The 12,956-nt window shown below is 49.3% G+C and carries 13 protein-coding genes; 8 read left to right on the top strand and 5 right to left on the bottom strand.

The window, feature by feature from the left end; genetic code table 11:
* Nucleotides 1–5: 5 nt before the first annotated feature.
* Both BMW65_RS20515 and truA read right to left on the bottom strand, forming a co-directional pair.
* Nucleotides 6–1,193 (bottom strand): thioredoxin-like domain-containing protein, encoded by a 1,188-nt coding sequence (locus BMW65_RS20515; RefSeq protein ID WP_143053956.1) that lies wholly within the window; start codon nucleotides 1,191–1,193, stop codon nucleotides 6–8.
* 14 nt (nucleotides 1,194–1,207) lie between these two features.
* On the bottom strand, nucleotides 1,208–1,969 hold the full coding sequence (gene truA, locus BMW65_RS20510) for a tRNA pseudouridine(38-40) synthase TruA (protein WP_090608514.1): 762 nt from the start codon (nucleotides 1,967–1,969) through the stop codon (nucleotides 1,208–1,210).
* A 95-nt stretch (nucleotides 1,970–2,064) separates the two neighbouring features.
* On the opposite strand from truA, the gene BMW65_RS20505 reads away from it, so the two are divergent.
* A complete protein-coding gene (locus BMW65_RS20505) occupies nucleotides 2,065–2,478 on the top strand; it encodes a 6-pyruvoyl trahydropterin synthase family protein (protein WP_090608421.1) in 414 nt (137 codons plus the stop codon).
* A gap of 32 nt (nucleotides 2,479–2,510) precedes the next feature.
* On the top strand, nucleotides 2,511–3,143 hold the full coding sequence (gene folE / locus BMW65_RS20500; protein ID WP_090608513.1) for a GTP cyclohydrolase I FolE: 633 nt from the start codon (nucleotides 2,511–2,513) through the stop codon (nucleotides 3,141–3,143).
* Between the two features lie 13 nt (nucleotides 3,144–3,156).
* On the opposite strand, the gene BMW65_RS20495 is transcribed toward folE, so the two are convergent.
* Nucleotides 3,157–5,625: a DUF5686 and carboxypeptidase regulatory-like domain-containing protein gene (locus tag BMW65_RS20495; RefSeq protein WP_090608419.1), complete on the bottom strand. Its 2,469-nt coding sequence runs from the start codon at nucleotides 5,623–5,625 to the stop codon at nucleotides 3,157–3,159.
* 111 nt (nucleotides 5,626–5,736) lie between these two features.
* On the opposite strand from BMW65_RS20495, the gene BMW65_RS20490 reads away from it, so the two are divergent.
* The 6 genes from BMW65_RS20490 (at nucleotide 5,737) to BMW65_RS20465 (ending at nucleotide 10,982) form a co-directional block, all read left to right on the top strand.
* Entirely contained in the window at nucleotides 5,737–6,372 is a 636-nt protein-coding gene (locus tag BMW65_RS20490) for an O-methyltransferase (protein ID WP_090608417.1), read from the top strand.
* A gap of 17 nt (nucleotides 6,373–6,389) precedes the next feature.
* Nucleotides 6,390–7,070, top strand: coding sequence for a glucosaminidase domain and LysM peptidoglycan-binding domain-containing protein (locus tag BMW65_RS20485; RefSeq protein ID WP_090608415.1), 681 nt, complete (start codon nucleotides 6,390–6,392; stop codon nucleotides 7,068–7,070).
* Nucleotides 7,071–7,074: 4 nt separating this feature from the next.
* The gene (locus tag BMW65_RS20480; protein WP_090608413.1) at nucleotides 7,075–7,932 is read left to right on the top strand and encodes a glucosaminidase domain-containing protein; all 858 of its coding nucleotides are present in this window, start codon (nucleotides 7,075–7,077) and stop codon (nucleotides 7,930–7,932) included.
* 68 nt (nucleotides 7,933–8,000) lie between these two features.
* Nucleotides 8,001–8,750, top strand: coding sequence for a peptidase associated/transthyretin-like domain-containing protein (locus BMW65_RS20475; protein ID WP_090608511.1), 750 nt, complete (start codon nucleotides 8,001–8,003; stop codon nucleotides 8,748–8,750).
* A gap of 343 nt (nucleotides 8,751–9,093) precedes the next feature.
* Nucleotides 9,094–10,083, top strand: a complete 990-nt coding sequence (locus tag BMW65_RS20470) for a DUF3078 domain-containing protein (RefSeq protein WP_090608411.1) — start codon at nucleotides 9,094–9,096, stop codon at nucleotides 10,081–10,083.
* A gap of 11 nt (nucleotides 10,084–10,094) precedes the next feature.
* Entirely contained in the window at nucleotides 10,095–10,982 is an 888-nt protein-coding gene (locus BMW65_RS20465) for an N-acetylmuramoyl-L-alanine amidase (RefSeq protein ID WP_090608409.1), read from the top strand.
* On the opposite strand, the gene BMW65_RS20460 is transcribed toward BMW65_RS20465, so the two are convergent.
* Both BMW65_RS20460 and BMW65_RS20455 read right to left on the bottom strand, forming a co-directional pair.
* Nucleotides 10,949–12,643: a sodium:solute symporter family protein gene (locus BMW65_RS20460; protein ID WP_090608407.1), complete on the bottom strand. Its 1,695-nt coding sequence runs from the start codon at nucleotides 12,641–12,643 to the stop codon at nucleotides 10,949–10,951. The genes BMW65_RS20465 and BMW65_RS20460 overlap by 34 nt on opposite strands.
* A 105-nt stretch (nucleotides 12,644–12,748) precedes the next feature.
* A complete protein-coding gene (locus tag BMW65_RS20455; protein WP_090608405.1) occupies nucleotides 12,749–12,949 on the bottom strand; it encodes a hypothetical protein in 201 nt (66 codons plus the stop codon).
* Nucleotides 12,950–12,956 lie beyond the last annotated feature (7 nt).

Below are 12,956 nucleotides of genomic sequence, written 5' to 3'. Positions count from 1 at the left end.
TTGGTTCATTCGGTCTTAAACAACCTGTTGAGCGTTTCCGGGGAAACAGCGGCATCTACGACCTTCCCATCGGGTTGGATGAGTACATAACGTGGCAGTTCCGTAAGATACAATGAGTCTATCAAGGGCTGCTGGACCTCGTTCCGTAGCTTGTAATTGTATCGTAAGTTTAAGGACGGGCTCATTTTTTTCCATTGGCTGAATCGGCTATCGACCGACAGGTGAATGAGCGCCGTCTCTTGCGGCTTAAATGCCGTTGCCTGCGCCTCAATCCGCTTGATATCAGCATGCGCGGCCTTATCCATGCTATTCCAGAAACAAAGCAAAAGGTAGTTATAAGCATCAAAATCTGACCATGATACGCGTTTTAGCCCCTCGTCGACAGCAATTATCTGGGTTGTTGGATGCAATTGCTGAATAGGATTCGTGATGCGATCCAGGCGTTGGATGAGGTCGATGCCGTATTTGGTTTGCCGGGCCTGATCGGGAACCGCATGGTATAACTCCTTGTAAGCTGTCATGTGCCTCCGGTGGGTATTGGTGGTATACGCCAGAAACAAGGAGACAGCTAACGGTCTTTTTTGCCGGATAAAGCGTTGTGTGATATCCATTCCTTGACTTGCTGTGTCGCCCTGCTCATGATCGGCCATGCCGCTACCGAATGTATATTGGACAGCCCTTCCCTCGGCATCGGCTTGCTGGTCATTCAGCGCCTCCTGCCAATCGTTTAACAGTTCCTGTTCGTCGCTGCCGCCCTGAATGGAAAATTTAGCTTTGCTGATAGCACCGGGATGGTCAAAAAAACGATGGCCCAGCGTTAAATGGGCATTGCTCTTTTCCAAATATACGGGGACATATTCCGTCCAGCCCAGTCCACTGGTGCCACTGCGGGTTGATGTACCGTTGATTACTAAAAAATAAACTTCCTGCATGGGCAGGTGGTTGACGGTCAGTGTAAATTTGCCATTTTGGGACATGGCAGTTCCCAACGAATCTTTCTTTTTGTCATTAAGTAGCTTGATACTCGTTATTTCCGGATTGTCTACATCGCTCACTATGCGCAGAGTACCCATCGTAGGTTCGTAAGTGGCATACGCGGCTTCGGTGCCATTCTCCGTTGAGGTTGATTGGCAGCCTACAGAGCAGGTAAATAAAGCAACAAGAAGAAACAGTAGTGAAGGTGGTGTGTTCATATGAAAGGGCAGGTTTAAAGATAGGGATACGTTACTTCGGTGAGATACAAACCGCAAGCCGGTACGGATGCGCCCGCCACGGAGCGATCTTTGCTGCGAATGACGGTGTGCATGTATTCCGGCGGGTGTTCGCCCTGGCCGATTTCCATCAGGGTGCCTACGATGGCTCGCACCATGTTGCGGAGAAACCGATTCGCTGAAATATAGAAGACCAATCGTTGTTCATCGACCCATTTCCATTCGGCCCGTGTAACGCGGCAAATATTGGTATACACCTGCGTATTGGACTTACTGAAACAGGAAAAATCCTCATGTTGCAGCAAAATTGCGGCGGCTTCGTTCATTGCGCCGACATCAGGTGTGCTACGCAATTGCCATGAACGGCCATGCAAAAAAGGATCCTTTTGAAAATGGGTATGGTATTCGTATGACCGTTGTGCCGCATCAAACCGCGCGTGGGCGTCGGGCGCAACAGCAATAAGCCTTTTTGCAGCGATATCAGGCGGAAGCAATGCATTGACGCGATAAAGTAATGCATCCGTATCGCCGACGGTCGCCTCGTGCGCGACATCAAAATGCGCATAGAGTTGTTTAGCATGCACGCCGGTATCGGTACGGCCGCATCCTACCGTGCCGATGGGATCGCGTAGCAATGTGGTCAAGGCTTTATCCAGCAATTCTTGTACGGTCACCGCATTAGGCTGGATTTGCCAGCCGTGATAAGCCCCGCCATCAAAGGCGATTTCAATGAAGTAACGTCTGCGTAGGGTTTCCACAGTCACAAAGATAGGAAATTAGGTTTCAGCCGTAGGCCGACAAAAAAAGAAACGGCAAACTTACGAATCACCAAATTAACGTATCTTTGCAGCCTATGATATATCTGACACGGCGCGAACGGTTTAACGCGGCGCACAAGTTGTACCGCGATGAGTGGACGTTGGAACAAAACGAAGCGGTATTCGGCAAATGTTCCAACCCGAACTGGCATGGACACAACTACGAGCTTTTTGTGACGGTAAAGGGCGAAGTCAATCCGAAGACGGGGTTTGTCATCGATTTGAAAGAATTGAAAAACATCATCATGGCATATGTGATCGATAAGGTAGATCACCGAAACATCAACCTTGACGTGGATTTTATGCGGGGCAAGATGGCATCCACAGAAGTGTTGGCCATCGAAATATTCAACCAGTTGCGGCCGCATATCGAGGCACATGATGTGATTTTGCATTCGGTAAGGTTGGTAGAGACGGAAAACAACTCCGTGGAATATTTTGGATCATAAGGGATTCCGCAGACGAATTAATGAATACGATTATGGAAAATAATTTTCCGCTCAATGAAGAGGAGATTGACGGATACGTCAAAATCGACCGCTACAATCCGGAAAAAATAGCCCGTATCGCTGGGCACTATGCCGAGATTTTGGAGTTGTTGGGGGAAGACCCTTCCCGCGCAGGTTTGGTGAAAACCCCGGAACGGGTAGCGAAAGCACTCCAATTCCTTACCCATGGCTATGACTTGGATGCAGCAACGGTATTGCGCGGCGCCATGTTTGAGGAAGAATACAGCCAAATGGTGGTGGTAAAGGATATCGAAGTTTATTCCATGTGCGAGCACCATATGCTGCCCTTTTTCGGTAAGGCCCATGTAGCTTATATCCCTAATGGCCATATCGTAGGACTGAGCAAAATCCCCCGGGTGGTCGACATCTTTGCACGCCGCCTACAAGTACAGGAACGCCTCACCAATGAAATCCGTGATTGCATACACGAGACGTTGCAACCGGTTGGTGTGGCTGTGGTCATCGAATGCAAGCACCTCTGCATGTGCATGCGTGGGGTGCAAAAACAAAATTCAGTGACGACAACGTCTGCTTTCACGGGCGAGTTTGTGCATGAGCGCACGCGTCATGAGTTTCTCCGGCTGATCACCGCCTCATTGGACTAAGCCTGTGTCTGGCCTAAAATAGCCGCAGCCCAATCCGTATCGCGTCCTTTCCTCGCAGACCCGGCTCCGCACCGAAGGAACGGGCGTAGATGACCCGCAGATTTTGCCATTGCAATCCGAAGTGTGCTTCACCGTAATGGGATACTTCATTGGTGTTCAGGTAATGCAGCCCGATGATTTCCTGCAATTTGAGCTTGCGGAGCAAAGGCACCTTGCTGGTTAATAGTGTCGAAAGATTGTATTCGCCATGCGCCTCCACAAAATTTTCCGTTGTACTATGCTGGTAATAATCCAGCAGCAAGAATGTACTCAATTGCTGGTCGCTGATGAGCGTGCGTGTGCCATTGAAATGACGGTAATCCGTATAGTACAGCTGTTTGGCGTTTAAGAACGTGCCTGCGATGACATCAAAGGACAGGTGCCCATATAGTCCCATTCCGATTTGTGTCTTGTGCAACCGGGCCGTCAACAAATCATAGTCCGCATCAGATCCGAAAATACCCGGGATGCCTTTCGTATAGTTTATCGACAGCGTAGGCCATTTGGAAGGCAGGTATATCCGCCTATTGGGATAGGTTTCGTACCGCGTGCCAAAGTCGTAGCTGACACCCAATGAGACCTTAAACGCTTGGTTTTCGGCAAAGAGTGGTAGGTCTTCGTCGGGGATGAACGGATTGTTTGAAGTGATGTACCGCTTATTCCGCTCCCAGAAGGTATAGTCGGTACTATTAGGCAGCCACAGACGGTTTTCCCACATCGCTGATGCAGATACTTTTACGTTAGCTGGCAGTGTGTATTGCCAGGAGGCTCCGCCGAAGGCACGCTCATACACTTTCATGTAGTTACGTCCGAAGAAGGTGGTGCTGATGGTATTGAAGAGCGGCGGTAACGATCCTCGATCATTTAAATCCTGCACGCTGCTGCCGCCGTACAGGCCGAAAGTACTTTTTCCCCACGGAAACGATGTGCCCAGGTAGCCGTTGAAACGTTTGTTGGCAAAGCCATATCGGGCGTTGCCGTATAGGGTAAAGCTGCGATTGAGGATAGTATCTACCTGCTTAATATATTGTGCGCCATAATTCAACGCCAAACCTTCCACACTGTTGAAGAGCAGTGAAGTGGCTGGGCCATCAAGGGAAAGACGCCAGCGTTGCGCGCGGTTGCGGTAGGTGTACCCCGCCGCGAGGAAACCCAGGGGTTTGAACCGGTTTGCGCGGCTATCCACAGAGTCGAGGTATTCCTTTGATTCGCGCCGCCGCTGAATGCTGTCCTTACGGATGTAATCCAGCTCCTCTTCTTCGGTGAGCAGTAGCGGGCGGTTTTCAGCCCAATAGGCGGAATCCCGTTTATTGACCCCCTCGGTGATGCGCAGGGTTTCATTGAAGCGATTCTTTTTAATGTCGGGCTGGAGGTTATAATCGCTGTATACCGCAGCGAAGTAGCCGCCGATGCGGAAGCCCAGCAGTCCGCCTACAAAATCGAATCGGATGCTGGATGGTTGCCATTGCTGGTGTTCGAGCGGAATAAATTCCTGCTGGATACCGAGCGTATCGAGGATATTGATGCTTGATCCCTTGGTGAGCTGCAAGTTGACGCCATATATGCGCCAGGATTCGTCTATGATGTAGATATCGCCTGAATAGAGCGGCTCGGCCTTGCGGCGCGGAATGACCTGTATTTTGTTGATGGTGAGTCCATTCTCTTCAGTGGTGCCCAGCAGGCGGTACCGGTAGTAGCTCAGTGCATTGTCTGCTATGGGCGATACGAAAGGCCGGGGACTCAATCCCTCAATGATGGGCTGATGGTTTTCGTAGAAATTCAATTTTAAATCCGCTGCGCGGTTGAAGCTGAACCCCCGGTTGTTGCCCGAAAATTTGGAACTGATCATCTCCTCGTGGAAGTTGTCTGGCGGGCGTACCGTGATGCGGGATTCGGACTCAGAGAGGTACACGATGCCAGTGCGGTTGGAGTCGAGCCCTATTTCCTGCGCGACCTGATCGACATCAAATCCCAAGAATTTCTTCGGTGCCTGCAACAAGCGCTGCATCCCTTTGATGTATACCTTTGCCGTATAGGGGCTGGTCTCATTCAAGTGTTTCCGGCGTTCGCGGATAGCATGCCGTATAATGGCATACGCCGGATCTTCACCATTGCCGATGACTACCTCAGCGAGCAGGTAGGATTCCGTATGTAGCGTGATGGTGATGGATGTGTCGCTCGGCACCGTTAGTTGCTGAGCAACCTGCTGGTAGCCAACGGCACGGACGAGCAGCTCGTGTTCGCCGGGCGGCAACTGCAGCTGGAATATTCCTTCACTGTTGGCTGCTGTACCTATCGTGGTACTTGCTTTATAAATGCTGGCAAAAGGTACAGGCTGTCCCTGTTCGTCCCTGATTTGTCCGGTCAATTGGTACGACTGGGCGTAGGTGTATGTAACAAAGAACCCTGTAACAACGAAGGTGGCAATGACGGATTTCAGCATGATAAAGCGTTCACTATGTTTTCTCGGCTATGATTCTGATGCCCAAACTTACAAAACGTTACATCGTAGTGGTTGTTAAATTGTGTTAAGTTTATTTACTTTGCGGGTACAATGGATATGTTCGATGATATATTGACGAGCTATCTGGAGCGGACTTGTGATGCTGAGCCTGCTTTATTGCAGCGTATCAACAGGGAAACCTACCTGAAAGAAACAAGGCCCCATATGTTATCGGGCCCATATCAGGGCAGGCTGCTTGCATTGCTGAGCAAGTTGGTAGCACCCAAATTTATCCTTGAAATAGGTACTTTCACGGGGTATGCCACGCTATGCTTAGCGGAAGGCCTGGTGCCGGGGGGTGAAGTTCACACGATTGATAATAACCCTGAATTGGAAGATCGCGTGCGTGGGTATTTTGAGCAATCGGAATGGAAGCATGCCGTTCATTACCATATAGGCGATGCCGCCGCCGTTATTCCCGGACTGGTTGGTCCGTTTGATTTCGTTTTTATTGATGCCGATAAAAAAAATAATCCTATTTATTATGAGCTTGCACTTGAAAAGTGTCGTGCGGGTGGCCTGATTTTAATTGACAACGTATTATGGAAAGGGAAGGTGGTCGCCGGTGCCGGTGATTCACAAACCCAACAAATCGTCTCATTGAATGAACAGCTTGCAGCTGATGAACGCGTAGATAAACTGATTCTTCCCATTCGCGATGGATTGTTTGTGTTGCGGAAGCGGTGAAGCTAAAATCATGTACTATGAAAGGAATCAACAAGACTACCATTGCCTTATCCCTTGCTATGTGGTTGACCTCGACGTTGGCTACTCGCACCTTGGCCCAAGAATCACCGGAAACCTATATCGAACACTATAAAGATGCCGCCATCCAGCACATGGAAGCCTATGGATGTCCTGCGAGCATCATCCTCGCTATTGCGATGCATGAGAGCGCACACGGTACCAGTCGCGTAGCTCGGCATCTCAACAATCACTTTGGCATCAAGGGACCTAATAGCAGCACGGAAATCCGTTCGGCCTACAAAGGATACGATTCAGTAACCGACTCCTACCAGGATTTCATCGATTTTCTGAAACGTCGTAAAGGTACTGAAGAACTGTTTGATTTGTACCAGCCCCATGAATACCAAAAATGGGTACAAGGCATTGCCCGCTCCGGGTATGCCCATAGTGGCTCCTGGTCATCCAAGGTACTTGGTATCATCCGGAAATACAACCTGCATGAGTTGGATAAACAGCCGGAAGAGGGAATGGCGCTTGCAGCGATGGATGAACCGGAGGAAACCGCTTGGTACACCGTGAAACAGGGGGATACCTTATATGATATTGCCCGCAAGTACGGCACAACGGTGAAGACCATCCAGCGCAACAATGGACTTACCAACTCGCGCTTGCACATCGGACAACAATTACTCCTCTAACTAAATGAAAGGACAGCTATACGCATTACTCACCGTCTTATTATTTACTTCGTGCCTATCCAAGCATGACGTGCTCCAAAATCCCCGCGTGAGTAGGCGCCCTGTGCCGACCCGCAGCACCCAGCCGACCCGTACACCATCCGTAGCGCCTGCCAAACCATCTATTTCCTATACCAGTACATCGGGATATGAATACATTGATCGGTATAAAGATGTTGCCATCTCCGAAATGGACAAGTACGGGATTCCTGCCAGCATTAAGTTGGCGCAGGCGCTGCTCGAATCGGGAAACGGCAATAGTACACTGGCGCGTGAAGCGAATAATCATTTTGGCATCAAGTGCACTCCCGAGTGGATAGGAGGGAAAACCTATCAGGATGACGACCGCCGTGACGATTGTTTTCGGGTATACGAACATGCGGAAGATTCATTTAAAGACCATTCACAGTTTTTGCTTCGGAAGCGTTACGAGTCACTTTTCGAGCTCGATAAGGATGATTATAAGGGATGGGCAAAAGGACTGAAATCAGCAGGTTATGCAACCAATCCGCGGTATGCCGATATGCTGATCGATCTTATTGAGCGCTACCAACTGCACCAATACGATCGAGCGGAAAGCCGCAATGAAAAAATCAGGCGCGAGGAAGTCGTGCAAACCGAGATTGTCGAAAATAAGCCGGAAGAACTTCAGGTTGCTCAGGCGAAAGCACCTGTACGTATCGATATCCATGAGGTGAAACAGGGTGATACCTTGGCCGAAATTGCCCGCAAGTACGGGATGTCTACCGCCGATTTAATGGATTTGAACGGTTTAAAAACGGAATCCTTATTTGTCGGGCAGCTTATCTTGGTGTCACAATGACCTGTTTGTATTTGCAAAATGATGTTAAATTTTTCGCCAACTGCCAACTTAACTGTAGTTTTACGACAGTGAAACATAGGCTTTTTCTTTTTGTTGGAGTGTTCTTTTTGCTGCTGTGGTCTGGCATGACCGTAGCACAAACCGCTGTGGAAGGTATCGTGTTCGACAAGCATACCCAGCAACGCATTGCTCAGGTATATGTTTATAACACCGCAAATGATGACGGCGGATACAACAACACACGGGGCGAATTTTCGATTCAGGCGTCCCCCGGGGATATTCTGATAGCCGCGGCCAAGGGCTATCATCCCGATACCTTGGTGGTAAAAGATAAAAAGATTGTGCTCTTTAATATGGAACGTTCCACGATATGGCTTGACGAGGTGTCCGTCATCGCTAGGCGTAGCCCCGAAGAGCGATTGGAGGAAAACAAACGGGAATATAGCACAGCTTACAGCAAAGGCGATGCTGGTTCTATCTTCTCGGTGGCCCCCACTGGAGCAGGGTTGAGTATTGATGCGTTATACAAGCTAATCAGCAGGGAAGGCAAAAATTCGCGTAGGCTCCAGGAAATTATTGAACAAGACTATCGCGAAACGGTCATCGATTATCGGTTTACTCCTGAATTGGTGAGCGGGGTCACCGGTCTCAAGGGCGAGACATTGATTGATTTTATGCGGCAGTATCGACCTTCTTACTTTTTTGTCCTGAGTGCAAACGATTATAACTTGGCGTTTTATATCCGTTCGTCGCTGGCGCAATACCGGCGAAATCCAGCCGCCCGACGGTTGCCGCCGTTTCCTGAAACGGGGAAATAGGGGAGGTACTTTGGATACGCAACGCAACTGGGAGACTCGCTCCGTTCATCTCCCTAGGTTGCTTATGCGCATCCAAAGATGTCTTAGGAAGAAGAAGGGAAGCATAGCGGAGAGGGGCGGTACTTTGGATACGCAACGCAACTGGGAGACTCGCTCCGTTCATCTCCCTAGGTTGCTTATGCGCATCCAAAAGTGTCTTAGGGAAGAAGAGAAAAGCATACGGGTGGCACCGGGTCCGGACGTGAAGCAACGGCACAGAACCAATTTACTAAAAGCAAAATCCACCCGAGAAATAGCCCGCTTAATAAAAAGCAGCACGATATTTGCTAATTTTGCAACAATTATGAGACGACAGTTTTACTTTTTGCTTGCAACTCTGCTGCTAGGCGTTTCAATCGGGAAAGCCCAGATTTATAACTTGGACGAATTGCGGCGTAAGCCGGATTCCAATAGCCTCAAAGTGGACAGGCCAGCACTGAATATCCGTCCGGTTACGTTGCCCGTATCGGCTTTGGATCTGCAGGTGATTTACTGGCGACATTGGTCTTCCTTTGGCGTCAATGCCAACCAGGCGTCGTTCAGCGATAACTGGCAATCCGGTGGTGTCAACTCCATTTCCGTAGGGGCGCTTATCAGTCACAAATCCGATTATACGCGCAACAATACCAACTTTGTCACGGAGTTAAACTTGCAATACGGTAAGATGAAGAACAGGGATCAGCTGCCCCGTAAAAATAATGACCGGATTTTTTGGGATAATAAACTTTCGTTGAAAGTGGCCACCTATTGGTCACTATTTACCTCGCTCACATTTGAAAGCCAGTTTGATGTCGGCTATAATTACGCAACGAGCAGCACTGGTCGGGATAGCATCGCCAATGTGAAGTCCAATTTCATGGCTCCGGGTTACTTGACCGAATCATTCGGTCTTGAGTATAAACCGGATAATACCTTTTCCTTGCGTATTGGTACGGGTACGGCACGGCAAACGTTCGTATGGGATGATAGCGTGGCGCCGACAGCGACCGATGGATCGCGGTATGGTGTCGAGCCCGGAAGGCGATTCCGGAACGACCTTGCATTCCAGCTCACCGCCAACCTCGATCGTAACATTGGGCAAAACCTTAATCTCAAGAGCCGCTACAATATGTTTGCCAACTACGAAGAACTCGGTGATCCGGCCCACCGCTTGGATGCAACGCTAATAGCGTCCGTCACGAGGTTGATCAATGTGACACTGACCGGTATTCTGGTGTATGATAGTCGGCAGCATACCGACATCCAAACCAGCCAAACCCTGGCATTAGGCCTGCTGTTCAAGATTCCGAGGTAATCCAAAGACGTATGGCAAAGATAGGCTTCCCATCTCTGCGTATCATCATCCACGTCGCATGTGTAGGACTTGTCGTTTCAGCATGCAGTGCCAATCGCTACGCCAAGACCAACAAACAGTACAAGCAACAGGTGAAGGTGCTTGCCGAGCAAATCCGGCAGCCGCTGCCTTATGCCACACCGCGCCTTGGGGTCACTTATGATACCTCCGGGGTGGCCACCGTATCCGAAGGTCCACAGGCAAAACGTGATGCGCAATGGGTAGGTGCTATTCACTTCAACCTACGCAAACCCAATTATGTCATTATACACCATACCGCACAGGACAGCTTGGAGCAAACCTTGCATACCTTCACCGTGCCGCATTCGGAAGTAAGCGCCCACTATGTAATTGGTCGTCATGGAGAGGTGTACCAGCTGCTCAACGATTACGTACGCGGGTGGCATGCCGGAGCAGGCAAGTGGGGCAGTGTAACTGATCTCAATTCCGTTTCATTAGGTATTGAACTCGACAACAACGGGAATGAGCCATTTTCCGATCCGCAGATTTACAGCTTACTAAACGTATTGGATACACTGAAACGGAAATATAACATTCCAACGGCCAACTTTATTGCGCATTCGGATATTGCACCTACACGGAAAGAGGATCCCAGCGCCTTTTTTCCGTGGAAACGGCTGGCTGAGCGTGGATTTGGCCTTTGGCCTCATGAAGAAGAGCTGACAGTACCGCCGGAAAATTTCAATCCCATGGATGCCTTGCGCATTATCGGTTACGATACACGTGATGAGGCCGCTGCCATCAAAGCATTCAAACTGCATTATGTTCAACGTGATACGAGCGCTGAATTGACCGATTACGACCTTCAGGTGCTGTATGCTTTGTATCGGAAGCTTTGAAAAAGCAATGCAAAGAGCACGACACCCGCGCAACCCACGAGATTGAGCCACAGGAAAGCCATCGTATCAGACCACCAGAGGGCGATTACGATAATTTCGGTGAAGATAGCTGCCCATAGCACGGCCTTGCCATCGGCTCGTTTGACATAAAAGGCTACAACGAAAATGCCAAGTATAGTGCCGTAGAAAAGCGATCCTAAAATATTTACGGCTTCCAGCAAGTTGCCCAATTTGCTGGCATATAAGGCAATGATGACGCAGAATATTCCCCAAGCTAAGGTAAAAATCCGTGAAGCAGAGAGATACCCGCGTTCGCTACCTGTTTTGCTGACAAAACGTTTATAAATATCGATGACCGTCGTAGACGCCAGGGAATTGATGGCGCTCGCCGTAGCACCCATGGAAGCCATGAATACGATAGCCACCAATAAACCAATAAGTCCCTTTGGAAAATTTTCCGTGACAAAAGACAGGAAGATGTAGTTGTTATCATTGGTGTCGGCCAGGCTGTCGTGTTCCTGCATGAGCGTTATCAAATTGTGCCGTACTTCGTGAGCCTGTGTATCCGAGTGGCGCAACTGCTCGCGCACATCTGCAATGGTCGCCTCGTCGCCATGGTCAAGCGCTACTGTCAACCGGTTTATTTGCTCCTGCTTCTTTTTAAAAATCAATTCATGCTCGGCCTTTAGCTCATTTACTTGGGCAGCATATCCGCTGTTTTCAATTTTATTGAGCTCATATTTATTGAAAAATATCGGCGGGCTGTTATACTGATAGAAGGCAAATACCAATATGCCGATGAGCAAGATGGCAAATTGCATGGGCACCTTCAAGAGGCCATTCATCAGCAGGCCGATGCGGCTCTCGCGGATAGATGATCCCGTGAGGTAACGCCCAACCTGGCTCTGGTCGGTGCCGAAATACGAAAGCTGCAGGAAAAAACCGCCAATAAGGCCGCTCCATAAGGTATATTGGTTGTTCCAATCAAACGTCAAATCAATGGCATTGGCCTTGCCCGACTTGCCGGCAATATGCAATGCCTCTATCAGGCCGATGTCTTTAGGAAGCATGTGTACCACCAGTATCCCAGCTGTGAGCAATCCGCCAAAGATGATGGTCATCTGTAGCAGCTGTGTATAGGAAACTGCTTTTGTACCGCCATATACGGTATAAAGCACCACAAGTGTGCCGATGAACAGCGTGGTATAGACCACATTGATTTGGAGGATGCTGGATAAGATGATGGCAGGGGCATAGATGGTAATGCCGGTGGAAAGGCCCCGTTGGATCAGAAACAGCAGCGCCGTAAATGCACGTGTGCGCACGTCGAAACGTTTTTCCAGAAATTCGTAGGCGGTGAATACCCGTAGGCGATGAAACATGGGCACGAAGGAGATGCTGAGTACAATCATGGCCAATGGTAGGCCGAAGTAGAACTGCACGAAACTCATACCCGACGAGTAAGCCAGGCCCGGTGCTGAGAGAAAGGTAATGGCACTGGCTTGCGTAGCCATCACGGATAGTCCGACATGATACCAAGACAGGGACTTATTGCCCAATAGGTATCCGTCGATATTCTGGATACCTTTGCTCTTGTATACGCCATAGGCAACGATGAAGAGCAGCGTGCAGAACAATACAATCCAGTCCGTTGTACTCATCCGAAATACGTAGTGAATAAGTAAAACAGTAGGATTAATACCAGCAACCAGATTACGACGATCCAATAAAACCGCTTCCAGCTGCGCACAAAGGGAGGTAATCCCCTATCGGTCATGCTCGCGGCCTTTGAGCAGGCTGCCAACAAAGAAGCCGGCAAACAGCAGCCCTATCACGGCACCGATAAGGGCAGCGAGGAAGCTTTCTTGCGTGAAGCCGCCGGTCAAACCGCCAAATATCGCACCAAGCAAATAAAAATAGCCATTGGTGTTTGTACCCTTGGTAGGCTCTTCAATGTGTTGTTCCATGTTAATA

The organism is Parapedobacter koreensis (genome assembly GCF_900109365.1).
Classification (GTDB): domain Bacteria; phylum Bacteroidota; class Bacteroidia; order Sphingobacteriales; family Sphingobacteriaceae; genus Parapedobacter; species Parapedobacter koreensis.
Note: the sequence above shows the minus strand (reverse complement) of the source record. Positions and strands in the feature narration are given on the sequence as shown.

What these genes read in the sequence shown, in the direction of transcription:
- BMW65_RS20455 (WP_090608405.1), bottom strand. Translation starts at nt 12,949, where the DNA reads ATGGAACAACACATTGAAGAGCCTACCAAGGGTACAAACACCAATGGC.
- folE (WP_090608513.1), top strand. Translation starts at nt 2,511, where the DNA reads ATGGAAAATAATTTTCCGCTCAATGAAGAGGAGATTGACGGATACGTC.
- BMW65_RS20485 (WP_090608415.1), top strand. Translation starts at nt 6,390, where the DNA reads ATGAAAGGAATCAACAAGACTACCATTGCCTTATCCCTTGCTATGTGG.
- BMW65_RS20490 (WP_090608417.1), top strand. Translation starts at nt 5,737, where the DNA reads ATGGATATGTTCGATGATATATTGACGAGCTATCTGGAGCGGACTTGT.
- BMW65_RS20505 (WP_090608421.1), top strand. Translation starts at nt 2,065, where the DNA reads ATGATATATCTGACACGGCGCGAACGGTTTAACGCGGCGCACAAGTTG.
- BMW65_RS20495 (WP_090608419.1), bottom strand. Translation starts at nt 5,625, where the DNA reads ATGCTGAAATCCGTCATTGCCACCTTCGTTGTTACAGGGTTCTTTGTT.
- BMW65_RS20515 (WP_143053956.1), bottom strand. Translation starts at nt 1,193, where the DNA reads ATGAACACACCACCTTCACTACTGTTTCTTCTTGTTGCTTTATTTACC.
- BMW65_RS20470 (WP_090608411.1), top strand. Translation starts at nt 9,094, where the DNA reads ATGAGACGACAGTTTTACTTTTTGCTTGCAACTCTGCTGCTAGGCGTT.
- BMW65_RS20480 (WP_090608413.1), top strand. Translation starts at nt 7,075, where the DNA reads ATGAAAGGACAGCTATACGCATTACTCACCGTCTTATTATTTACTTCG.
- BMW65_RS20465 (WP_090608409.1), top strand. Translation starts at nt 10,095, where the DNA reads ATGGCAAAGATAGGCTTCCCATCTCTGCGTATCATCATCCACGTCGCA.
- BMW65_RS20460 (WP_090608407.1), bottom strand. Translation starts at nt 12,643, where the DNA reads ATGAGTACAACGGACTGGATTGTATTGTTCTGCACGCTGCTCTTCATC.